At 40.4% G+C, this 23,612-nt stretch carries 17 protein-coding genes; 11 read left to right on the top strand and 6 right to left on the bottom strand.

Annotated elements, in window-relative coordinates; all coding sequences use genetic code 11:
* The first annotated feature begins 1,087 nt into the window (after nucleotides 1–1,087).
* From FD725_RS20545 to FD725_RS20530, 4 genes are all read left to right on the top strand, one after another.
* Nucleotides 1,088–1,258 (top strand): hypothetical protein, encoded by a 171-nt coding sequence (locus FD725_RS20545; RefSeq protein ID WP_179049858.1) that lies wholly within the window; start codon nucleotides 1,088–1,090, stop codon nucleotides 1,256–1,258.
* Between the two features lie 395 nt (nucleotides 1,259–1,653).
* Nucleotides 1,654–2,370, top strand: a complete 717-nt coding sequence (locus tag FD725_RS20540) for a dienelactone hydrolase family protein (protein WP_256871675.1) — start codon at nucleotides 1,654–1,656, stop codon at nucleotides 2,368–2,370.
* 119 nt (nucleotides 2,371–2,489) lie between these two features.
* A complete protein-coding gene (locus tag FD725_RS20535; RefSeq protein WP_179049857.1) occupies nucleotides 2,490–3,344 on the top strand; it encodes a DUF72 domain-containing protein in 855 nt (284 codons plus the stop codon).
* Nucleotides 3,345–3,739: 395 nt separating this feature from the next.
* A complete protein-coding gene (locus FD725_RS20530) occupies nucleotides 3,740–4,180 on the top strand; it encodes a hypothetical protein (RefSeq protein ID WP_179049856.1) in 441 nt (146 codons plus the stop codon).
* 93 nt (nucleotides 4,181–4,273) lie between these two features.
* Here FD725_RS20530 and FD725_RS20525 read toward each other — a convergent pair whose 3' ends face one another.
* Nucleotides 4,274–5,482: a murein transglycosylase A gene (locus FD725_RS20525; protein WP_179049855.1), complete on the bottom strand. Its 1,209-nt coding sequence runs from the start codon at nucleotides 5,480–5,482 to the stop codon at nucleotides 4,274–4,276.
* A 147-nt stretch (nucleotides 5,483–5,629) separates the two neighbouring features.
* On the opposite strand from FD725_RS20525, the gene FD725_RS20520 reads away from it, so the two are divergent.
* Together FD725_RS20520 and FD725_RS20515 are read left to right on the top strand one after the other, a co-directional pair.
* Entirely contained in the window at nucleotides 5,630–6,904 is a 1,275-nt protein-coding gene (locus tag FD725_RS20520) for an MFS transporter (protein WP_179049854.1), read from the top strand.
* Nucleotides 6,905–7,081: 177 nt separating this feature from the next.
* Nucleotides 7,082–8,050: an N-acetylglucosamine kinase gene (locus tag FD725_RS20515; protein ID WP_179049853.1), complete on the top strand. Its 969-nt coding sequence runs from the start codon at nucleotides 7,082–7,084 to the stop codon at nucleotides 8,048–8,050.
* Between the two features lie 446 nt (nucleotides 8,051–8,496).
* Here FD725_RS20515 and FD725_RS20510 read toward each other — a convergent pair whose 3' ends face one another.
* The 5 genes from FD725_RS20510 to FD725_RS20490 all read right to left on the bottom strand — a co-directional run bounded on the left by FD725_RS20510 (nucleotide 8,497) and on the right by FD725_RS20490 (nucleotide 15,766).
* On the bottom strand, nucleotides 8,497–11,406 hold the full coding sequence (locus FD725_RS20510) for a hybrid sensor histidine kinase/response regulator (RefSeq protein WP_179049852.1): 2,910 nt from the start codon (nucleotides 11,404–11,406) through the stop codon (nucleotides 8,497–8,499).
* A gap of 88 nt (nucleotides 11,407–11,494) precedes the next feature.
* Entirely contained in the window at nucleotides 11,495–13,738 is a 2,244-nt protein-coding gene (locus FD725_RS20505; protein WP_179049851.1) for a methyl-accepting chemotaxis protein, read from the bottom strand.
* Nucleotides 13,739–13,791: 53 nt separating this feature from the next.
* Complete coding sequence (locus FD725_RS20500; protein ID WP_179049850.1) at nucleotides 13,792–14,286, bottom strand: chemotaxis protein CheW; 495 nt, start codon at nucleotides 14,284–14,286, stop codon at nucleotides 13,792–13,794.
* Nucleotides 14,287–14,290: 4 nt separating this feature from the next.
* Nucleotides 14,291–14,668, bottom strand: a complete 378-nt coding sequence (locus FD725_RS20495; protein WP_179049849.1) for a PleD family two-component system response regulator — start codon at nucleotides 14,666–14,668, stop codon at nucleotides 14,291–14,293.
* Nucleotides 14,669–14,698: 30 nt separating this feature from the next.
* Nucleotides 14,699–15,766, bottom strand: coding sequence for a response regulator (locus FD725_RS20490; RefSeq protein WP_179049848.1), 1,068 nt, complete (start codon nucleotides 15,764–15,766; stop codon nucleotides 14,699–14,701).
* Between the two features lie 517 nt (nucleotides 15,767–16,283).
* On the opposite strand from FD725_RS20490, the gene FD725_RS20485 reads away from it, so the two are divergent.
* The 5 genes from FD725_RS20485 (at nucleotide 16,284) to FD725_RS20465 (ending at nucleotide 23,511) form a co-directional block, all read left to right on the top strand.
* Nucleotides 16,284–17,300 (top strand): AraC family transcriptional regulator, encoded by a 1,017-nt coding sequence (locus tag FD725_RS20485; protein ID WP_179049847.1) that lies wholly within the window; start codon nucleotides 16,284–16,286, stop codon nucleotides 17,298–17,300.
* Nucleotides 17,301–17,461: 161 nt separating this feature from the next.
* On the top strand, nucleotides 17,462–20,035 hold the full coding sequence (locus FD725_RS20480) for a TonB-dependent receptor (RefSeq protein WP_179049846.1): 2,574 nt from the start codon (nucleotides 17,462–17,464) through the stop codon (nucleotides 20,033–20,035).
* A gap of 7 nt (nucleotides 20,036–20,042) precedes the next feature.
* Nucleotides 20,043–21,134 carry an iron-siderophore ABC transporter substrate-binding protein gene (locus FD725_RS20475; RefSeq protein WP_179049845.1) on the top strand — a complete coding sequence of 364 codons (1,092 nt, stop codon included), beginning with the start codon at nucleotides 20,043–20,045 and terminating at the stop codon, nucleotides 21,132–21,134.
* Nucleotides 21,131–22,138 carry a sucrase ferredoxin gene (locus tag FD725_RS20470; RefSeq protein ID WP_179049844.1) on the top strand — a complete coding sequence of 336 codons (1,008 nt, stop codon included), beginning with the start codon at nucleotides 21,131–21,133 and terminating at the stop codon, nucleotides 22,136–22,138. The genes FD725_RS20475 and FD725_RS20470 overlap by 4 nt, the downstream gene beginning before the upstream one ends.
* A 62-nt stretch (nucleotides 22,139–22,200) precedes the next feature.
* Nucleotides 22,201–23,511, top strand: coding sequence for an MFS transporter (locus FD725_RS20465; protein ID WP_372726686.1), 1,311 nt, complete (start codon nucleotides 22,201–22,203; stop codon nucleotides 23,509–23,511).
* Nucleotides 23,512–23,612 lie beyond the last annotated feature (101 nt).

The raw sequence follows: 23,612 nt of genomic DNA, 5'->3' as shown, positions 1-23,612 counted from the left end.
TGAGTGAGTAACTCATACCAATTTCCTTTAAATGTGAACAGTAGAGACGTTGCATTGCAACGTCTCTACATAATTTATGTGTATCATGATTAACGTGAAATGGTATCACATCTTGCACCTAGCCCTAGCGATTAGAAATCGCACGCCACTTGCTTCAATGGGGGAAACCCCCACAACGCAGTATCTCCCCAACGCAGTGGCTTGGCTATACAAACCAAGTCCGCCTGCGCGGACTAACGTAAAATCAAGCTTTTAACCCGCGTAGGAGGGTTTCGTCTGTGTAGCCGCGACTTCTAGTCGCCTGCTGCAAGATATGAGCCTCCCACTAGCGGACTACGCCACTAGCAACAAATGAAACTAGCACATTTTTCAAAGGAGGGCTAAAAGTTTTGCCATATAAGGCTTCCAAAATGTGCAAGTTAGAAGGTAATGTACAACCCAACCATAGATGAGATTTTGAGTTTAGAGGATGTTTGAAAAGTATGGGGCGAATATAATTAGACTAATACAAAATCAAGGATTTCCAACCCACGGAGGTGGGTTTTGTCTGTGTAGACGCGATTTCTAATCGCCCATAAGAGCAACATATTAGACTTTTCAAACAACCTCTTAAGCTACACTACACTTAACTACACTGACTTCACAAATTAAACTTTACTATGCCTTACTGAATATATCTTCAATCGTGACTAAAGTCATGGATTTATTTATGACTTTCGTTAGAACTATTTTGATGAAAAAAAAGCTTTAATTATTTGAGAAAGCAACAAATTGAGCTAAAAGCTATTGCTACTTAATGAATAACATTAAGTAGCTATTTCATATTAGAAAAATTGCCGTTTTGTGTGATAATTTTATGGCTAAAAATCAAAACTTCCCACAAGTATAGGGATGTAGTTTTTGTCAGTATTCAGTTGCAGAGGTGTTTTAAAACCTTTACTTGTTTTTATAAAAAAAATCTTTTGTTAGGAGTAGATAATCAATAAGTTACTATAATTTTGATGAGCATTTCTGGCCAGCTAAATTAGTTTGTCATACTCAAGAGCTACAAAAATCGACTAAGACAAATGTTGTCAAAAATCAATATATGCCCATTTTGTATATGCTATCTGTCGCTATTAGCGTAGCATTATTATGGCAAATCTCGCTGGTTGTGAAAAACAACAATCAAGGAAATAATTTGACTGATATTAATAATGGTGATTGCTTAATGATTAAAAGTAACACAGGAATGCAGCTTTATTGCTCTAAGCCATAATTTTTAACTCACAAGCCAAAGCCCCGCTATTTTAACAAAAATTACCCTAAACCCATACACTCATTGGATATGGAGAATTATAGATGAAAACACTAATTATTTAGGTGTTATAGTTTTAGGGAAACTTTGTAGTAGTTTGGCTGTAGCCTATGAAGTCTTCAAGGTGCTGAATACAGCTTAAGATGTTGGCTGAGTACGTAAAGTATGTCTAATAAGACACAAGATTGATGATATAAGCTCTCAGCAACGAGGTTTATTTCTGATGATTTGTGTGTAATGAATAAAAATGTCGTACATTGGTTGCAGATGTTTAAACCAACTGTTGATAAGTATGTGAATTTTTGTCTATATGGAAAAGAGCGATCGCTATTAACTCATACACGGAGGTGTAGTTAATGGAGACTATGTTTACACGACATATTTATGATGATTTAGTGTCGGTCAAAGTAGATCAAGTAGAGTTACAAGGTAGTTTAGTCATCCCAGAGGGTGCTACAGGTATAGTTGTGTTGGTGAATGGTGGTGGTAACAGTTGCTATCATCCCTGTAATATTTACTTGGCTAAGTTCTTACGCAAGGTAGGATTTGCCACTCTCATTATTGACTTGCTGACGTTGGAAGAAGAAGCCATTGACGCGCGTACAAAACATTTACACTTTGATATTGAGTTATTAGCATCGCGTTTGGCTGGTTGTACAGCTTGGTTAGCCCAATACCCACATACCCACAACCTAGCAGTAGGTTACTTTGGCGCTAATACGGGCGCTGGTGCAGCGCTTGTAGCCGCAGCAACACTGGCAAAAGCTGTTCAGGCTGTCGTATCTCGTGGTGGACGTGTTGATTTGGCTGGTTCAGCTTTATCTCATGTCCAAGCCCCGACCTTGATGATTGTTGGCGGTTATGACACACCACTCATCTTGATGAATAAGTTTGCCACAGCACAGTTAAATACACAAAAGCAACTGAAGATTATTCCCCAAGCCACTCATTTATTTGCAGAAGCAGGTAAGTTAGAAGCAGTTGCAGAACTAGCTAGTGATTGGTTTACTCGTTATCTCCCGAAAGAAAAAATTTCTGGTTTTCATCAATCTTTGTTAGTCATTAGTCATTAGTCATTAGTCATTGGTCATGGGTTATTAATTTTTTTGGTGTGGCTGACTGTAGGGTATTATGAGTAGCTAAGGCTTTTTAAGATTGTGGGTTTGTTTGTCAAGTTTTTTTGTTAAGGTTTGTGAAGTTTTTTATTGGTTGTGCTGTTTGGGCGTACAAGGGTTGGGTGGGTGAACTATATCCCACAGGAACTCGCGCTACAGAATTTCTCCATCTCTATAGTCGTCGCTTCACAACAGTAGAAGGTAATACAACTTTTTATGCCATACCTAATCCAGAAACTGTCAGCCGTTGGGCGAAAGAAACACCTCCTGGCTTTGAATTTTGTTTAAAATTGCCACGAGATATTACTCATAAAGGTTTGTTAAAACCTTATATTCCCGCAGCTTTAGCTTTTCTAGAGGGGATGCGTCCTTTGGGTAAGCATCTTGGCCCCACATTTGCTCAGTTACCCCCAAGTTATCCACCAACATTAATTGACGATTTGGCTGATTTTTTAACAGCTTGGCCACGTACATCAGCACCACTGGCGCTAGAGGTGAGACATCCCCATTGGTTCCAAGAACCTCACAGGAGTGATTTAACTCAACTTTTAACAACTCTGGGTGTGGGCAGGGTACTGTTAGATTCACGTCCCATCTATACTGGAGATGATGACCCCCAGTTACAATCAGAACGACGTAAACCCCAAGTACCATTACAATTTAGCCTGACTGCACCTTTTAGCTTAGTGCGGTTTATTTCTCATCCTAATTTGGCAGTAAATCAGCCATTTATGGAAGAATGGATGAGACAAATTCAACAGTGGCTAGAAATAGGAACACGAATTTATTTCTTTGTACATTGTCCCTTAGAAGAGCGATCGCCTAACACCGCCCGTCATTTCCAACAGCTATTAGAACAAAACAACATATCCGTTCCACCCCTACCTTGGAATCACCTAGAAAATCCACCCAATCAACTTAATCTTTGGTAGCGCCTAACCTCTAACTCTGTGTCTTTGTCTTGAAAAGTTCAGAGCGGAGGAAACCTCCGCTCCGACTTTTCGCTGTGTCTCTGTGGTTAAATTTCCACGAAATATTGTTGAGTTGAGCAAATCAAAGTAATAAACTCTGCAAATTCATGATTCTTTGACTTTTCCCATCTCTCTTGTATTTACCATTTTAAAAAGAGTGATAATAGTTTTTGCAATCCTTTTCTGATCAGACCTGATACATCATTATTCCCTAAAATAAGGGGTCACACCCCTCTTGGCAAAATAACCAAGAGTATATCAACAATGCCAAGATTAACTAACAGAAATGAGTTGATTGCTAATGTGGATTTGTTGAGGCGGTTGTTGTTCAATCTGTTATATCAAAGGAGGTTCAGATGAGTCGTCTTCTTTATGAAAATTCCGTTTCATACCAAGGATATCTCATCATTCCATTTGTGTTTGGCAAGGTAGATCAATACGAAATTTATTCGTATAAACTTTTGTCAGAAGTTGGTCGCAAAAGTCAGCTACATAAAGCAGAGAATCCTGCTAAAATCTACGGCAATAGCATTAGTAATATTGTGGAGATAGCCAAAGAGCATATTGACCAAAATGCAGATTTTTGTAGTCAAAAAGATAGCTTTCTATCACGCTACATTTACCGCAACAATCTGATTATTATCTTCTACGAAAATGACAGATATTTCTACGATCATTACCCACCAGACTTATTGAATAATATTGCTGCACCAAAATTATTCAAATCTGAGTATGAGTGTTTGAGTTGGATTAAACAGGGACTTGATGGTAGATATACGCGCCAGCAAGCGAGGTAGGGGAAGGGGACAAGGGGACAAGGAGAAAATACTTATATAGGTTCTTTCCCTCCATCTCCCCATCTCCCCATCTCCCCATCTCCCTCGCTCTTTTTATTCCTTGAGTAGTAGGTAATAAATAGAACCATTAGTGACTGTAATACCAGCGCGATCGCCTGCTAAGTCACCATAGCCTAAGAAATAGTCTACTCTGCCAGAACCTTTAATAGCACTACCTGTATCTTGATCAAGGACAAAGCGACTAACTCTACGGTTAACTAATTTTTTATTATGACCAGGATAGGGGAAAGTAGCATTAATTACAGCTAAAGCTCCAGGTGGCATGAGAGATTTATCAGTAGCAATGGAACGTTCTGGTACTAGGGGTACACCGATACTACCGATAGCTGGTTCACCGTTGGTTTCTCTAAAGAAAATAAAGCGTTCCCAACGGGGCAAATAATTATTCATTGACTGGGGATTTTTGCGAAAATAGCGAATAATCCCCGGCATATTTAATTCTTCTTTGGATAATTTGCCGTCTTGAAATAGCAGTCTTCCCACACCTGTCCAAGGATAATCAGTTCCCCGGATAAAACCTACGCTGGTTTGAGTGCCATCGGTTAACTTGAGTTTAGCAGAACCTTGGATATGGATCATGTATGCTTGAAAGCGATCGCGTAACCAAAACATTTCCAATCCCCGTAACTGACTTTTATCCCCCAACAAACCATCTACCCCTTCTAAATCAATGCGTTTGGGGTGGGGTTTAGTCCATTGATCAAAATTGGGAGGTACTCGATAAATGGGATACTTGTATTGGGCAGTGCGTACCCGACTCGCTTGATAGATAGGTGCATAATAAGCAGTAAACTTGACCGTCCCTTGATTATCGTCACCGACTGACTTGTAAAAAGCAAACTCACGACGTACCGCAGCTTGCAGTTGTGCTGGTAATTTAGCTGTCGCCACCAACCGACGAAAACGCTGTAAACTGCGACGCACTCGTTCTAGAGTAATTTCCTTGATGGGGTAATTGCGATACGTTGCTATTGCCTTATCTGTTTTGAGGTAAAGTAGACTATTATCTATTGAGCGTAGCAGACCTTGGCGATCGCCTCCACGACTTAAGAACAGTTGCTCATCCCAACCCAAACAAGTACGCTGGGGAGTACACTGTGTACCAATATCCACAAGTTTTAACGGCGGCGATAACTGAGGTGGTTGAGGAGAAACTTGCGCTACTTGACTACTTGCCATCTGTAACGGATTAATCAAGATAGTTCCCAAACCTAAAGACATCAAAGCTAAAATTCTTTGCATATTCTCATTTCAAGTTCGTTATTTATCAAACAATTATTGTATTGAGTGTCACCAATCATCAAGGGATGAGGCTGATGTAAAAACATTAACATCCATCCCATCAGATGTTACTCTTAATTTTTATCTGTAGTTTATTAATGACAATTCGTGCAACATCAAGTTAAAACTCATTCACCAGGGATTTTCATTCCCACTTTGTATTTTGTAGCTGGTATTCCCTACATCATTATCAATACAGTTTCAGTAATCTTCTATAAAAAGCTAGAAGTTGATAATACACAAATCGCTTTATGGACAAGCTTTCTTTATTTACCTTGGGTAATCAAAATGTTTTGGGGGCCAATTGTAGATATCTACTCAACTAAAAGAAATTGGATACTATACACCCAACTTGCCATGAGTTGTTGTTTAGCTATAGTCGCATTTTGTCTACAACTACCAAACTTCTTCTTTATCTCCCTAGCAGCATTAACAATAGGAGCATTCATTTCTGCCACTTATGATATTGCCACAGATGGCTTTTATCTTTTAGCTCTCAGTCCAGAACAACAAGCATTTTTTGTAGGTATTCGTTCAGTCTTTTATCGACTCGCCATTATCTTTGGTTCGGGTATTTTAGTAGTGTTAGCTGGTCAGTTAGAAGTTTACTTAGATAACATTCCTTTAAGCTGGGCGATCGCTATTGGCTTCTCGGCAATCATCTTAGCACTACTTTTGATGGTTCATCGTCTAACTTTGCCCTTTCCTGATGCAGATCAACAAAAACATCTAGAAAATACCGACAAAATCCCCTTTTTAAAAATTATTAGCTCCTATTTTCAGCAAGAAAAAGTTACATTTATCATAGCTTTTATCTTACTCTACAGATTTGGTGAGGCGATGCTTGTAAAGATGGCATCCTTATTTTTATTAGATAAACCAGAATTAGGTGGTTTAGGACTCACGACATCAGAAGTTGGTTTAGTATACGGCACATTTGGAGTAATTTCTTTGATTGGTGGTGGCATCTTAGGCGGTTTAGTCATTGCTAAATATGGGTTAAAAAAATGTTTATTCCCAATGGCTTTAGCTTTGAATTTACCAAATGTATTTTATGTTTACATGGCTTACGTGCAGCCTCCGCTAATATTAGTCTATCCCCTAGTCTCTATAGAGCAATTCGGATACGGTTTTGGCTTGACCGCTTTTAGTGTCTATTTGATGTATACCTCCCAAGGAGAATATAAAACCTCCCATTTTGCCATCTCAACTGGCATCATGGCTTTAGGTATGATGCTACCGGGAATTATCAGTGGTTATCTGCAAAACTTCCTGGGATATCCATTGTTTTTTGTCTTAGTTTGTCTGTTGACTATTCCTGGGATGGTGACTTTATTTTTTATTCCTTTAACAGCAGTCACACATAATCAGACAAGCCAGTAGGGTGTGTTGTCGCGCAGCGCAACGCAGCAAATTTAGGGCTTCGGTGCGTTAGACTACAAATACTTAATTTTATTCAACAATCAAGTCGGATTCCTATAGTTCAACCCAACATTACCTAGCCTACAATTAAAGCTTTAAAAGTAGCCTATTTTTGTAAAAATCAACTCGAAATCCTCTATGAGTTATGTTTTAGGAATAGATGGTGGTGGTAGCAAAACTGTATGTATTTTAATGGATGAGGCACGTCAAATTATTAGTCGTGGTCAAGCAGGTGCATCTAACTACCAAAGTATCGGAGTAGAAGCAGCATTTTTGTCCATTCAAGCAGCGATACATACAGCAATTAATGCCGCACTCCAGGTAATAAATTCAGTTACCATCAAAGCCATATGTTTAGGATTAGCTGGTGTAAGTCGTCCCGAAGATATTGCCGTAGTCAAAAAGCTAGTAGAGGCATTAAAAAATAGTCATACCTTACCGATTATTTGGGATTTAACATCAGCAAATATTGTGATTTGTAATGATGCTTTAATTGCTCTTGTTGGTGGTATTGGTAATGCAGTTGGTATTGTGGTTGCAGTAGGTACTGGTTCCATAGTTTTTGGTTGTAACCAACAAGGAGAAACAAAAAAAGTTGGTGGTTGGGGATATATTTTAGGTGACGAAAGTAGCGCTTATAAAATTGCGGTGACGGGGATGCAAGCTGCATTAAAAGCCTATGATGGGCGGGGAAACCCGACAAGACTTATCGAAGATTTACAACAACATCTAGGTTTACAAAACATAGAAGATTTAATCGAAGTTATCTATCGTCGGGGTTGGGGGGTTCAACAAATAGCTGCTTTAGCACCAATTGTAGATTTAGCAGCCGCATCTGGTGATGAAGTAGCTAACAATATTATTGATGATGCTGTTAAAGAATTAGTGCAAGCTACATCTATAGTTATGAATACTATCTTTAGTCCTAATTCAGTTTTAGAAGTGGTGACAACAGGCAGTGTTTGGCGATGTAGATGCAATATACACCAGCGATTTACTACAGAAATTATTCAGCAGTTCCCTTTAGTCAAAGTGATTTTTCCCCGTCATGAACCTGCTTATGGTGCTGCTTTGTTAGCGATAGAAAATAGAATTAATATTAATTAAAGGGATAGATGACCTGCGTGCTTGACGAAGCATCTACCCCTAAATAGCTGCCCAGTGACGAACCTGGAACTTGATAATCTGGTATCTAATTAATTAAGTATCTGCTCTGATATCTTGATTGTCATGGGGATAGATACTGATTTAGAAAATATTTGTGAACAGTTCATACTGATGTTTTTAAAACGCATCTTTACTAAGACTTACGCACTCAACCAATAAACCATAAATGAGGGTAGTCAATAGTCAATAGTCAATGGTCAAAATCAAGTTTTTTTGGACTGTTTTCCTTTAAATGTGAACAGTAGAGACGTTGCATTGCAACGTCTCTACATAATTTATGTGTATCATGCTCTTATTGCAAAATCAAAACCGGGATGCACCCAATTTATCTGCGTTTATCTGCGTTTAATTATTCTAGACTGGCATCATCCACTACACTTTTAGATTTAATTAGATGCTGCTGATACAGCTACATCACTGATAATCTCTTCTAAGGTGTGGAGTAATTCTTGCTCATTATAAGGTTTAGAAAAATAGGCTCTAGCTCCTAATTGCATAGCTAGTTGTCGATGTTTATGACTACTACGGGAGGTGAGCATAGCGACAGGAATATTTTTGGTGTTAAAGCTGGAGTTAATGCGGTCTAAAAAGCCGTAGCCATCAAGACGGGGCATTTCAATATCACAAATTACGGCTTGGACTTGTAAGCCATTTGTTAATTTCTCCCAGGCATCTTCACCATCTTTGGCTTGTTCGACTTGGTATCCACCTTTTTCTAGAGTTAATGCTAGGAAACGGCGGACGTTGATAGAGTCATCGATAATTAAAATTGTGCCTTTTTGTTGGGTGAGTGGTGCTTGTAGCTTGGTACTATCAAAGAAAAGAAATGGTGTTTTTAACCTAGCTGATGATGATTGATGATGTTTGGGAGTGCGCTGATTTGTGGCAATTTTATAGAGTAATTCATTGATATTTACTAATGCGACAACTCGACCATCACCAAGAATTGTGCAGTTACTAAAACCTTGGGGTAAAGGGATATTTCCTTCTACTTGACGAATGGCAACTTCTTGTTCACCCCAGCATCTTTCGACTTGGATGGCAACTGGTTGATTATTTCCTTTGACAATTAATACACTGCTAGCATTGATTGCTGGAGGGGTTTCTAATTCTGGGTTATCGTAGCGGGGACAGTTAAATTCTAGGTGGCAACCAAGGCGAATGAGGGGTAACATTGTTCCTTGCCAATTAAGTACTTCGTTACCTGCCATTGGGAAAACTTGCTCGTTTTGTAGCAGAAAGATTTCTGAAACCACATCTGTGGGAAATGCCAACAACATTTTGTGACTTTCAACTAGCAAGACTCTAGCAATGGATAGGGTGAACGGCACTGACATTGTAAAGGTTGTGCCTACTCCCGGTTCTGTATCGACAGTGATATCACCCCGGACTAATTTTAAGTTATTGCGAACCACATCCATACCTACACCGCGTCCAGAGAGGGCAGTGACTTGCTCAGATGTGCTAAAACCTGGTTCAAAGATGAGTGAGAGGAGTTCTTCATCTGTGGCGTTAGTGAGTAGCGCTGCGTCTATCCCCATTGCTTGGGCGCGGGTACGAATTTTCTCTAAAGAAATGCCTCGACCGTCGTCATGGATGGTAATTATTGTGCGATTATTGCGGTGAGTAGCAGTAATTTCGATTAGTCCTTGTTCTGGTTTACCTAAAGTCCGACGGATGGCAGATTCTTCGATACCATGATCAAAGGCATTTCTTAATAAGTGCATTAAGGGATCATTTAAAGCTTCTAAAATGCTGCGTTCAATTAAGGTATTGCCACCTGTGATTTTTAACTGGACATTTTTACCATATTCTACATTTAAATCGCGGATGGCTCTGGGGAAACGCTCGACTAAATCCGATAGAGGACGCATCCGGATATGGTTGAGTTTGGTTTGTAATTGTTTCGATGTTTTATTCAGTTTACGAGCAATTTGGTCTGTGTCATCAACACTTAATTGAATATCTGTAGATACTTCTTGGACTTGAACTATGGTTTCCATGACGGCTTGCGATCGCCAGTTTAACTCGTTGTAGCGATCCATTTCTAGAGCATCAAATTCACTGGCTCTGTTTGAGGGATTTTCGTGGTGATGAGTTAGGGATAAAGGTGTTTTATCGTAGTTGCTGCGTAAGTCTTGATTTTCTTGTTCTAAAGTCTGGACTCGTTGGTTTAAATTCCGCACGAGTTTACGCAATTTTTCTAGTTGGGAGTTGAGTCCATTGCGTTGCACAACCAACTCTCCAAATAAATCATTGATTTGCTCTAGTTGTTTGCTGGGAACTCTGACGGTATTTTCTGGATGTTCTCGATTTTTGCCTAGAGTTGTTGGTTCAATAAATTTATAATCTGTAGTAATATTTTCTTTAGCAAATTCGGTAATTATTTCTGGGAAATCAATAGCAGCTAAAGCACTATCAATCTCTTCATCGGGTTTCTCTACAATAAGTTCAGGTGCGATAATTGTATCTGGTATAGCTAACTGTAATTCTGTAGGAGATGGGGCAACATTTACCAATTCCTCTAGATGCAGTTGTGTCGGTAAATTATGACGCTGATTTGTCAAAACTAAAGCTTGCGATCGCCGCCATGTTTGTAAAGCTAATTGGGCAATTGCCGCTATACTATGACCATGAGGATTTTCTATATGATATTTGATCGATTCACACAGTTGAGTGAAGGCATTTAACTGCAACATTTCACCCAAGCCACCTAATTCGGCTGCCATGATAGCAACTTCTTCTTGTAAACAAGGTTGTTCTCGATGTGCCAAGACAGATTCTAAACGCTGTAAACATCCTTCAACTTCTGTTTCAAATAGTAAGGGAATTACATCTTGTCCCTCTTCTGGTGATAGGATAGTAGCAGCATCTTCCGGGGTGGGTTCACCCAAGCGATCGCGTAATTCATCAAATACTGGATAACAAAAAGTTCCTAACCAATCCTCCTCAATAGCATTACCTTCTGCCAGTAACTGCACTATCTGCCGCAGCCAATCCACACCCGATAGCAGTAAACTTTGTAATTGGGTATCAATATCTAAAGAGTTTTTACTAGTTTTTAAAACCTTAAAAGCATCTTCCAAGCGATGAGATAAATCACTCAAAGCTTTAAATCCCATCATCGCTGCCCCACCCTTAATCGAATGGGCTGCCCGCAATGCGCCGTTAATTTTTTCTAAATCAATCCGATGACTGGTATCAATTTCTAATAATACCCCTTCTAAGGTATTAATATAATCTGTGGCTTCTTCCAGAAATTGCATCTGGATTTCTTGTTGTTTGTTGTGTGACATAGTTGTTAGTCAATGGTCAATGGTTAATGATAAATGGTCAACAGTCTTGTCTTTTGACTATGGACTATTGACTATGGACTATTCACTATTAATTAACCTTAAAAGTCTCGACGGTTTCTTGTAATTGGTGAGAAATTTCTACAGTTTGTTTGAGAGATTGGGCAACTAGGCGGGAAGAATCACTACTGCGTTTAGAGACAGAGGCGATATCTTGCATTAATTTGCTGACAGTTTGAGATGTATCTACCTGAGATGTGGTGGCGGTAGAAATTGACTGAATTAATGTGTCAATTTGCCGCGATACATCTAAGATTTGGCTAAGGCTTTGCTTGGCTTCTTCCACAATTCTGGTTCCTTCGACTACTTGGGTAGTTCCTACCTCCATTGCTTTGACAACTTCACTGGTTTCTCGTTGAATATTTTCCACAATTTGTTCAATTTCTTGAGTAGCTGTGGCGCTTCTAGCGGCTAGTTCACCGATTTCTTCAGCCACGACTGCAAAACCTTGCCCTTCTTCCCCAGCACGGGCGGCTTCTATGCCAGCGTTGATGGCGAGTAAGTTGGTTTGGGTGGCAATTTGATTAATAATGGCCACCACACGGGAAATTTGTTGAGAAGATTCTCCTAAGCGTTTGACTTTCTTGGTAGTTTCGCCGACAGTTTCCCGCAATGAGAGGATGTTCTGCACAGTCAAATCCATTGCTTGTCCACTTTTGGTGGCAGTGTGGGCGGCGTGGTTGGCGACGATGGCAGCTTGTTTGGCACTGGTGGCGACTGCTTGCATGGAGTCAGTCATTTGCCCAACTGCGTCAAGAGTGCGGTTGATTTCGCCAGCTTGGATGAGTGCTTCTTCAGCGAGTTGGTGAATTGCCCCTTCATTAGAACCGATGGCAATATTCAACTGATGAGCAGCTTGTTTGACTTGGGTGACGATATCGCGGAGATTTTCGACGATGGAGTTGAAAAAGTCAGCGACAGTACCGATTTCTCCTGTTGTCACGTCTGCACGTACTGTCAAGTCGCCCTTGGCTACACCTTCGACATTGCTGAGGAGTTCTAAGAGTTGCAGTTGTAAGGCTTCTGGTGGTTGTCCCTCGCTGAAGTTGGGAACATAGGCGCGTTGCTTGACTAAAATTTGTAAATGTTCTGCGACTTGGTTGATATTGGTATTTAGTGTTCCTAATTCATCGTCACTGTCAACTGAGGCGCGAGTTGAGAATTCACCTTGACTAAGTTTTGCTAAGGTTTGTGTCGCTTTGAGGATACGTTCTGTGATACCCTGGGCTAACCAAGCAGCGATCGCACTAACTAAGCCAGCTGTCAGTACTGTACCGATGGCGATTGTCCATAACAATTGTCTTTGTGGTTGAAATAAGATATCTGCATCTGTTGTTAAAAGTGTTTGCCAGTTGAGGTCTGGTAGTCCCGCAAAACTTTGAGGTGGGATGTAATTAACTAATTGTGACTGGCGATTAATCGCAGAAACTGTCGTGAAACTAGCAATTTTTTTAGCAGTTATTCGTGATGCTAAATTGGGGTAATAATTCTGGGCTGATTTACCTAATAATGCAGGTTCGGAACTGAGAATTACATTGCCTGATGGGTCGAGTAAACTGTATGTATGCTCATTTTTAATTAAGGCTTCTAGAGATTTGATCGGAATGCTAGCCCGAATAAAGGCAATAGTTCTCTCAGAAATCATATCTTTAATGGGTACAGCTAAATAAATATTGGCTGTGCCGGCATAACTGATAATAGAAGTGTCTTTTTGCAGAAGTTCTTGAAAATAAATTTGGTCTTTTTGATTATATAGAGGTGTGCCAGAAGATTGGGCAATTAATTGACCATCAATATTAAATACAGCAATACTATCGTAGTCTTGATAAGCTTGGACAATACTATCTAAGACTGCTTGTTTTTCCGCAATCGTTGTATTGTTACTAAAGCGGGGATTTGCTAAGAAGGGTAAACGGGAGAGGACTTGGATATCTTGATAATGTCCCAAGATAAAGCGGTTGACTCTATCTGTCAAACTCGCAGCTTGGGCTTGTTGGGCTTGAGTTACTTGTTGGGTAATGGATCTATTGAGTAAATTATAAGCGATCGCCCCGACAGTCAAGATGGGGAGTGTACCGAGAGCGATCGCTAAAATTATCGCTTTTGTCTTTAAGCTGAGATGCTGACAATATACAATCAGATGATTAATAGTTTGCTGATGCTGATTTAGTTTACTAGATAATTGTCCTATACTCTCAGCAGTTTTGGGATTTTTGCTCAAAGACCGTTGATTTTTGGCATCACCACTCTGAGCCATATCAGTTTTATGTACCATAATTTAAATTTCTCTAAGAGGAACACTCGCTAAATTAAATATTTGTAGCTAGTCTAATTAGTCAGGGCAGGAGAATTGACAATAGATTGAGCATCTAAAACCAGAAATATTTCTTCCTGTTGAACAACACAACCCCGCAGATAGGGAACTAAGCTAGATGTTACTTGCCCAATGGGGGAATGAATTTCATCAGGTAGAAATTTAGTGATGCCTTTAATTTCTTGTACCACTAAACCTAGCAGCACCGCACCAACTTTAATCACAACTACATTGTATTGATGTAGCCTATTTTCTATAGATTCCAAATTCAGCATTTTTGGCAAATCTACTGCCCAAATAATCCGACTGCGCCAGTTCATTAACCCCAAGATACAACTAGGCATATGCGGCATTGGCGTGACAGATTCCACAGGCAAAATCACCGCTTCTTGTGTATGTTCCATAGCGATAATTGCTGCCGTCTGGTGATTAAGCTGAAACTTGAGATAGCCATCTCCTAATTTATTAGGCGGTAATTTTGCCGCTAATTTAATGGGTGAGTTATTCATAATTTCAACTCACCACTAATTTAATCGCCCGCAGCAGTTGTTCGCGGGTGTATGGTTTGGTGATATAAGCATCAGCACCTTGTTTCATTGCCCACAAACGGTCTATTTCCTGATTTTTGGAACTGCAAATCACAATTGGTACTTTTTCTGTTGTGGGATTTTTCTTCAAGGAACGACATAATTCAAATCCACTCATTCCCGGCATCACCACATCAGTAACAATCACATCAGGTTTTTCTAATAAAGCTTTATCGATAGCTTCTTTTGCTCCTAATGCTTTAATCACTTTGTAACCACTATCACGCAAATATCTGCTCATTAATTCCAATTCGCTAGGCGAATCTTCCACAATCAAAATTGTCCCAACTAAAGTAATACTCACTCTGATAACTCCCCATTAGTATGTTTCTCATTAACCAATATGCTTAAATACCATCTTGAGTAATTCTGATTGGTCAAAAGGCTTAGTTAAATAGCCCGAAGACCTCACCATTTTGGCTTTAGCCCTGTCAATAAATCCTGTTCTGCCCGTCACCATAATAATTGGGATATTCTTAAATGCTGAATGCCTCCTTAATAAAGAACATAGTTCATAACCATCTAAATTTGGCATTTCTACATCGAGTAAAATTAAGTCTGGTTTACTCCGGAGAATTTGCATCAATGCTTTCACCGGATCATTAATAGTGACAACTGTAAACACATTCTCATCTAAAAAGTTTTTGATGGAGTTTAAGACTGTTTGACTATCATCAATACAAGCAATTGTGTATAAACTTTTTCTTACCAAAGATGAGGGATTTTTTGGGGGCAAATTCTCCGGTAATTCCAGAGGATTTTGTCTTAATAATTGCTGTCCGTGGCGTTGTGCTAAGGGAGTTGATAATGGTCTTGAGGAAGGTAAGACTTGAGAAGCACCACCTGTATTTACTGATGATGACATCTGTTGCCGATGGCGTAATTGTTTTTGACAATATTCCACCAGTAAACGCAAATCTAAATGACAAAATTTCGGTAATTCATCCCACGCACTTTCAGGATAAAATTCGTAGCTACCTTCTTTAATCACCAAAAAAGTCTCTAATACTTCCTTGGCTAATTCTTCTATGAGAGTCGCTGCTTGTTTTGTCGTCAAATAGTCTTGATTTACTAGCCAACAAATCGCTTGATAATCTGGATACGCTAGGGATTGACTATCACCATTAGGTTCAAACATCAGCCGCATTTGTACGCGAGTAGCGCTATTCAGTGTCGGAATTTTTTGACTAAAGCGCCTTAAATGATTATCCAAGCGTTCAAATAGATTATCTGAGTAGGAAGTGTAGGTGAGTTTACCTTCCTCCAGATTAATAGACCAAAAAGCTGTATCTGTAAATACGCGCAAGCAACCAGTAGCATGACGACTGGTAAGTTGTGCTAACAAAGATAGGGGATGTAGTTTCTGAATCAACCTGTAGCTACTAAGAGGCGTTGTACTCATTTTGTGTTTCGTTGAAATGAATTCTAGATGTGTAATCTGCCACAAGTCTGATCAGAAATTAGTTAGTAGAATTATGTAATTTTTAGTAAAAGTTTATGAATGAGAATTTGTGGCAAATCAAATATAGTAGAAATCTTTGGGAATTATAAATTTCCCTAAACCATGTAAGTTTTTGTTAATTTATCTTTGAGTGATTTTGACTTTTTGACAACTGAATTAACACTGCTAATTTAACAGAATCTGATTTGATTTTTCTCAGTGATTACACTTAAAATACATCAAGTTAACTCAATTTATGACAATTTTCTTAATTAATTGAGTAATATTACTTAACTTTTCGCAATATAAACTATCTGGGTAATGGGTAATGGGTAAGAGTTTTACCAATGACTAATGACCAATGACTATTGACTATTGACCATTGACCATTGACCATTGACCAACTGAATTTTCTGCTGGATTGATCGCACAGTAGATTATTGAGAAATAATATTATTAATTAGAGAGTGCGATCGCCATGACAGTTTCAGTTTCACAACAAGCATATGCGGACTTGGTTAAAGAGGCTCAACACCAGGGAGAAGTGCTGTATCAGCAAACGGGTGCGGAAAAAACCTATCGATTGCCCAAGTATTTTGGTAGAGGCGTTGATTGCATTACCGAACTGCGTCACGGACTAACCATACACATTCGAGAAGCCCAACTGCGACAACCCTTGAGATTAGAACGACAGCACGAAGCGACATTTCCCTTGACAGCAAAATTTTATCTATCCAGTTGTTCAAGAGTCAAAACACCGGGGGCTGTGGAGATTAACGACGATTATGAAGAAAGCCACGGTTACAACTACCTTTACTGCCTACCCAACGTCTTAGAATACGAAGAATGGCGAGCAGAAGAACCAATCCAATTAGTCATGCTCTATGCAGACATCGACTATTTTCGATTGTTCAGTCCCAATGATGAATCCCTGCCAGCAACCTTAGCCCAGATGATAGAAACAGGCACACCAACGCAATTTTATCAATCTCTGGGGCAGAACACGATCGCCATGCAACAAATACTCCAGCAAATCCTCCATTGCCCTTATCAGGGAATTCCCCGCCAAATGTATCTAGAAGCCAAAGCCCTAGAACTATTGACTTTACAGTTTACTCAGTGGACACAAAATCCTGAGCCATCCCTGAAGACTAAGTTGCGAAAAGATGACATTGAGCGACTGTATGCTGCCAAAGATATTTTAATCAATCGCATCAATAATCCCCCCTCATTACTAGAGTTATCTAGGCAGATAGGACTCAACGAACGCAAACTCAAACAGGGATTTCGGCAGATTTTTGGCACAACAGTATTCGGTTACTTACAAGACTATCGCCTACAACAAGCTCAAGATTTACTTAAGAAACGAGATATATCCATCGCCAGAGTTGCCACAACCGTAGGTTATACCAACCCAGAAGCCTTTAGCGTCGCCTTCCGGCGCAAATTTGCCATCAGTCCCAAAGCATATCAAATGCAGCGAAATCATCGCTAATTGGCGTAAAGTCCGTTTCACAAAGAAAAAAGTCCGTTTCACAAAGAAATTCTAGAGGTGAAGTGCGTATAATTTTTTCACTCGTTTTTGAAAATAATTCTTAACTAGTAGTCAACTAACTTGATCGGGGTTTAGTGGTGAGGATGTGTCAGGAAGTAAGTATGAAGATGACAGTTTTATTAGCAGGAGCATTAGCGCTTGTGGCAATGCAGCCTGTATGGGCAGAAAGTAGACAAGTCATAGACAACAGAGAACAAAAATTCCTCACACCGACTCTTCAGAATAGACACAGAGTAATTAAACAATTGCTAGCGCAGGCAAATGCCACAGTTATTTCTGTAACCGGAGTCAAAGCTAATCCTACAGAAAAAGGTGTAGAGGTAATTCTAGAAACTACCCAAGGAGAAAAACTAGAAATTACCAATCTCAGTACTGGTAATAACTACATTGCTGATATTCCCAATGCACAACTGCGGTTACCTAGTGGAGAAGCTTTTACTTTCCGTTCCGAGAAACCAACTGCCGGTATCACTGAGATTACAGTCACAAATCAAGATGCTAATACGATTCGAGTTAGCATCATTGGCGAGACAAGTTTACCCAATATCGAATTGTTTGATAGTGAAACAGGATTAATTTTTGGTCTGACATCTGTGGCTACTGCACCGCCACCACCACAAGAACAACCAACAACCCAGTCACCGCCAGAAACCCAGCCAGAACCCCAGCCATCAGCAGACACTCAAGCACCCATTGAATTAGTAGTGACAGGGGAAGAAAACGGATATCAAGTTCCCGAAGTTCCCACCGTCACGCGCACAGATATACCTCTGATTGATATCCCCCAGTCTATTCAAGTTATTCCCCAAGCAGTACTCAGAGATCAGCAAATTACCCGCATTGATGATGCACTCCGCAACGTCCCTGGTGTTATTGGCAGTGCCAACTCCATCGTTGGCAATCAAATCACAATTCGCGGTTTTAGTACAGCAAATCTGCCGATTTTACGAGATGGTTTTAGAGTCTATGACAACTTCTCTTCCCAAGAAGCCTCCAATTTAGAACGAATTGAAGTCTTAAAAGGCCCGGCTTCAATCCAATATGGTCAACTTGATCCTGGAGGAGTGATTAACCTCGTTACCAAAAAACCACTATCAGAACCATTTGCCGAAATACAAGCGCAATTTGGCAGTTATGGACTCATCAGGCCTAGCTTCGATGTTTCTGGTCCATTAACCACCGACGGTAAACTCCTCTATCGACTGAATGCACTTTACCAGCGAGAAGACGGGTTTCGAGACTTTAATACAGAAACAGAAAACTTTTTTATCGCACCAAGTTTGACATGGAATATTAGCGATCGCACCAAGTTAAACTTCTCCCTAGAATACCTGGATAGCACCCGACCCTTTGATACCGGTTTGATTGCTTTTGGCAATGGTGTGGCTGATGTACCGTATAGTCGCAATTTCAACGATCCCAATGACTCGATTAATTCAACTTCCTTGAGCCTTGGCTATAACCTAGACCATCGTTTTAGTGATAGCTGGACTCTACGCAATGCCTTCCGCTATATCAACCAAGATATCTTACTCCAAGCTACTCTTCCCGGCGCTTTGAATGAAACTACAGGTATTCTCACTCGTACCTATTCTCGACAAGAATCAACCTCAGATGAATACTCCCTCCAAACCAATGTTGTCGGTAAGTTTGCCACAGGTTCCATCAAACATACACTGCTAGCTGGGATTGACTTCAACCGGGGTATTTTCGATACATCAGTCTTTCGTGGGGCCGCAACCAGAATAGATATCTTTAATCCAGTCTACGGAGTGCCACCCAGAACCAATTTTTCCACTCTCACCCCCAGAAGAAGAGATGAAGAATTCACCAGATTAGGCTTCTATGTGCAAGATCAAATAGCCTTGAATGAACAATTCATGGTGCTGGCAGGTTTACGCTACGATACAGTCGATTTTAAGGATGTTTTAACCGATGTGACTAAATACGATGAAGCCTTCAGTCCCGTCATCGGTCTAGTTTATAAACCTGCCAAAAATATTTCCGTTTATACTAGCTATTCCCGTTCATTTAACCCCACTTTTTCTGTAGATGCTAACAATAATTATTTAGAAGCAGAACGCGGTGAAGGTTACGAAGTGGGGATTAAAGCTGAATTGCTCCAAGGCAATTTGCTCGCTACATTAGCTTACTTTGACATTACCAAACAGAATGTAGCCACAGCCGATCCCGACATTATAGGAGCATCTGTAGCCACAGGTGAACAACGCAGTCGGGGGATTGAAATTAGCGCCATTGGCACAATTGCCCCTGGGTGGAATATTATTGCTGGCTATGCCTACACAGATGCAGAAATTACCAAAGATAACACTATACCTGTGGGTAATCGCTTACCAGGAACCCCCAAACACAGTGCTAGTTTGTGGACAACCTACGAGATTCAACAAGGTAGTTTCCAAGGCTTAGGCTTTGGTATTGGCTTTAATTATGTTGACAAGCGCTTCGGCAACTTCCAAAATAATTTCGAGGTCGATAGTTATTTCCTCACAAATGCAGCGCTATTTTATCGCCGCAATAACTGGCGATTTGGACTGAACTTTAACAACATTTTCGACATCGATTATATTACCAGCGCTTCCACCTTAACTAGAACTCGTTCCATAGAACCAGGGCAACCATTTACTGTCATTGGCTCAATTGGTGTGGAATTTTAGGGAACTAATGCCAGTGAAAAAAACATTGATGATCATATTTACCAGCTTAAAAATGAACCGGAAACGCCAACTTTTTTTGCTGGCTATCATCACCATGTTGATGATTACAGCTTGCGTCAGTCGAGGAACTCAGCATCCTGTTAGTCAACCACAGTATGTCACCAGACAATGCCAAATTGTAGAACAGGTAATGGGGCCGACTCAGATTTGTGGTCAACCTCAAAAAATTGTCGCCCTTGCTCCCAATACATTAGAAATCTTGCTGGCCCTGAATGTTCAGCCAGTGGGATATGCTGATTATATTCCCTTACATCAGGGTGATTACGATCATCCTAGTCGGCAAATTCCCTATTTGGGAGAGCGAATAACTGGTGAGATAGTAAATGTCGGGATTGCTAATAGTCCTTCCGTGGAAGCTTTACTCAAAATTCAACCAGACTTAATCATCGGTACTGAAAACAATAAAAGTCAGTATGAAATGCTCTCAAAAATTGCCCCGACCCTCTTATTTCCCAGATTTAAGGCTCAAGATAATCTGCAAAAAATCGCTAAACTGTTAGGGCGTTCTGAACAAGCAGAAAAAATATTAGCTGATAATCAACAGCGATTAACTGCTGCTCAAAAAGCATTTTCTCCTATAGTAAAGACACATCCACAAGTGTTGATGTTAGTCTCTCTTGGTCAGTCAATTTCTGAGCAATTAAGGTTTCCCCGCCGGGATAGTTTTTGTGATTCTCTAGTGACAAGTCTGGGATTTAAACTAGTATCTCCCCAAAGTTTAGTGCCATCAAATAAAAGTATTCCTCCACCACTGTCGATAGAAATTTTACCTAAATTTAATAGTGCAGATGCCATTATTTTATTAGGAGGAAACTTTAGCAACCTTCAGCCAAGTCATCACAACTACTTTGCATCGCAGATGAAAAAACTCAAACAACAGTGGCAAGAAAATGCGATCGCTCAATCTCTGAAAGCTAGCCAAGAAGGTCGAGTATATTTCCTCCCTGTCTACCTCTGTTTGGGTTTACCAGGCCCCATTGGTACAGAACTCTATCTCAATGAACTGCAAAACCAATTACTTTCCCCACCAGGAAAATGACCACTCAAAAATCCTCAACCAATCATCAGTTTTGCTCGGTTATATCCAAAGCCAACGGGGAAGATCCCATTGGTTCAGCCAGCACAACTCATGCTTGGCTAGTTATGGAAGCTGCCCTACCTTGGACAGAAGAACACTTGCACAGCGATCCCATTCTCAACGAGATTCACGAATTATTCCATAAATTAGACGATCGCCCAGCATCAGTTATGCCCATTGCGATCGCACCTGACAAAGAGTACTCTGTACCAGGACATATCCGTGTCCTCTACTACCAACGCCCGGAAGATCACTTTGCTCAGTTTAGCAAGCAAGAATTTCTCATTCCAGAAAGCCTGATTAGTCAGTTTGCGACAGCCTTCACCCAAGCACCCCAAGACCTCAATCAATTTGCCGCATATTTACAACCAGACAATCACATCCGTGATTTACTGGTTTGTACCCACGGTGATGTAGATGTTGCTTGCTCTCGATTTGGTTATCCCATCTATCAAAAGTTACGCCAAGATGACGCAGCTACATCTACTGGCAAGTTGCGAGTCTGGCGCTGTTCTCACATTGGCGCGCATCAGTTTGCCCCTACCCTCTTTGACTTACCAACAGGTCAATTTTGGGGACACCTGGAACCAAGTATATTGAGTGTCTTAGTTAGGCGCGACAACCCAGTAGAACATCTGCGTCAATTTTACCGGGGCTGGTCAGGAATGACAAAATTTGCACAAATCGTGGAACGAGAAATTTGGTTACAACAAGGCTGGGACTGGCTCAACTACAAAAAATCCGGTGAAGTAATAGCCCAAGATCCCATCCATGATGAGTGGAATGCCGATTGGGCTGAAGTTCGCATTGATTTTACATCCCCAGACAACAGCACACAAGGCAGTTATTTCGCCAGAGTGGAAGCCTATGCCCAGGTAATGACACTTTTCAATTCTGGTCATGAACAACCCCTGGAAGCTGTAAAACAGTATCGCGTCAACCAATTAACAAAAACTATTATCTAGAGCAAACCAGTCTTTCCCAATCCCCAATCCTCAATCCCCAATCCCCAATATGTAACCTTGCCGTGCGTACTTTTATAATTATTTGGAGCAGTCAGATCGTTTCTGCGATCGGTAGTGCTATGACTAAGTTTGCCTTAACTATTTGGGTTTGGCAATTGACTGGAGAAGTGACAACGATCGCCTTATTCAGTTTCTTTTACCAACTCCCTCTGATTTTTGTTTCCCTATTTGCTGGAGTTTTGATAGATCGTTACCATCGCAAGTATCTCATAATTTTGGGCGATACTAGCGCCATTATTTGTACCGTTTTCATCGGCTTACTCTACGCTACTCACAGTTTACAAATTTGGCATCTTTACTTTCTTGTTGCTCTATCTGGTTGCTTTGGACATATCCAAAATCTTGCCTATGCCGCTTCTATTCCGTTAATGGTATCAAAGCAGCATTATACTCGTGCTAGTAGTATGAGTTCTTTAGTAACTCACGCCTCGGCAATCATTTCTCCAGCCTTAGCCGGTCTTCTCTATCCTGCGATCGGTTTACTCGGCATAATTGTAATTGATATTGCTACCTTTGCTTTAGCTGCTGCAACAATAATTTTCTTGTCCATACCTCAACCTCCCCGTACCAAGACAACCAACCAAGACAGCGCAAAAATTCAGCAACAATTAGCTTTTGGCTTTCATTACATCCTCTCACGACCGAGTTTACTCGCCATGACCATCGCCTTTTCGTGTTTCTGGTTTGCCCACCAAATAGGAGACACGATATTTCAACCCATGATTCTCGCACGCACAGGTGGTAATACTGAGGTTTTGGGTGTTGTCATGACTGCGGCTGGAGTCGGTGGTGTTGTTGGTGGCGCATTTTTAAGTATTTGGGGAGGATTTGAGCGTCGCATTCACGGGATGCTGCTTGGTTTTATTGGTACTGGCTTCAGCAAAATTATCCTGGGTATAGGTCAAATACCATTGATCTGGACTGGTACTAGTTTTTGTTCTGCTTTCAATCTTCCCTTGCTATTTAGTTCCAGTAGTGCCATTTGGTATGTAAAAGTAGCGCCAAGTATACAAGGACGGGTTTTTGCTGCTGATCATGCAATTGGCATGATGATTGGGACAGTTGCCAGTTTAATTGCTGGGCCTCTCGCTGACAGAGTTTTTGAACCAGCCATGCAACCAGGAGGAATTTTGGCAGCGATGTTTACGCCTGTATTTGGTGATGGTACTGGCAATGGTATAGCCCTTTTATATGTAATTACCTCAATTTGTATCGTGTTAGTTGGGATCAGTGGCTATGCCTTCCGAAGATTGCGGAATGTGGAAGATATTTTGCCAGACCAGGATACAGCCGTTGGTGAGGGAGATGTATAAGCTGAAGCAACCAAATTTCCATGCGTGGCAAGGGAAATGCAAATAATCTATTTGTTTTTTCTCTTGTAATAAATAAAAAAAGTCATGAGAGTAATCAAAAT

Origin of the sequence: Nostoc sp. TCL26-01 (assembly GCF_013393945.1) — a bacterium.
Taxonomy (GTDB): Bacteria; Cyanobacteriota; Cyanobacteriia; order Cyanobacteriales; family Nostocaceae; genus Trichormus.
The sequence above is the reverse complement of the archived record's forward strand: the minus strand, read 5'-3'. Positions and strand labels throughout refer to the sequence as shown.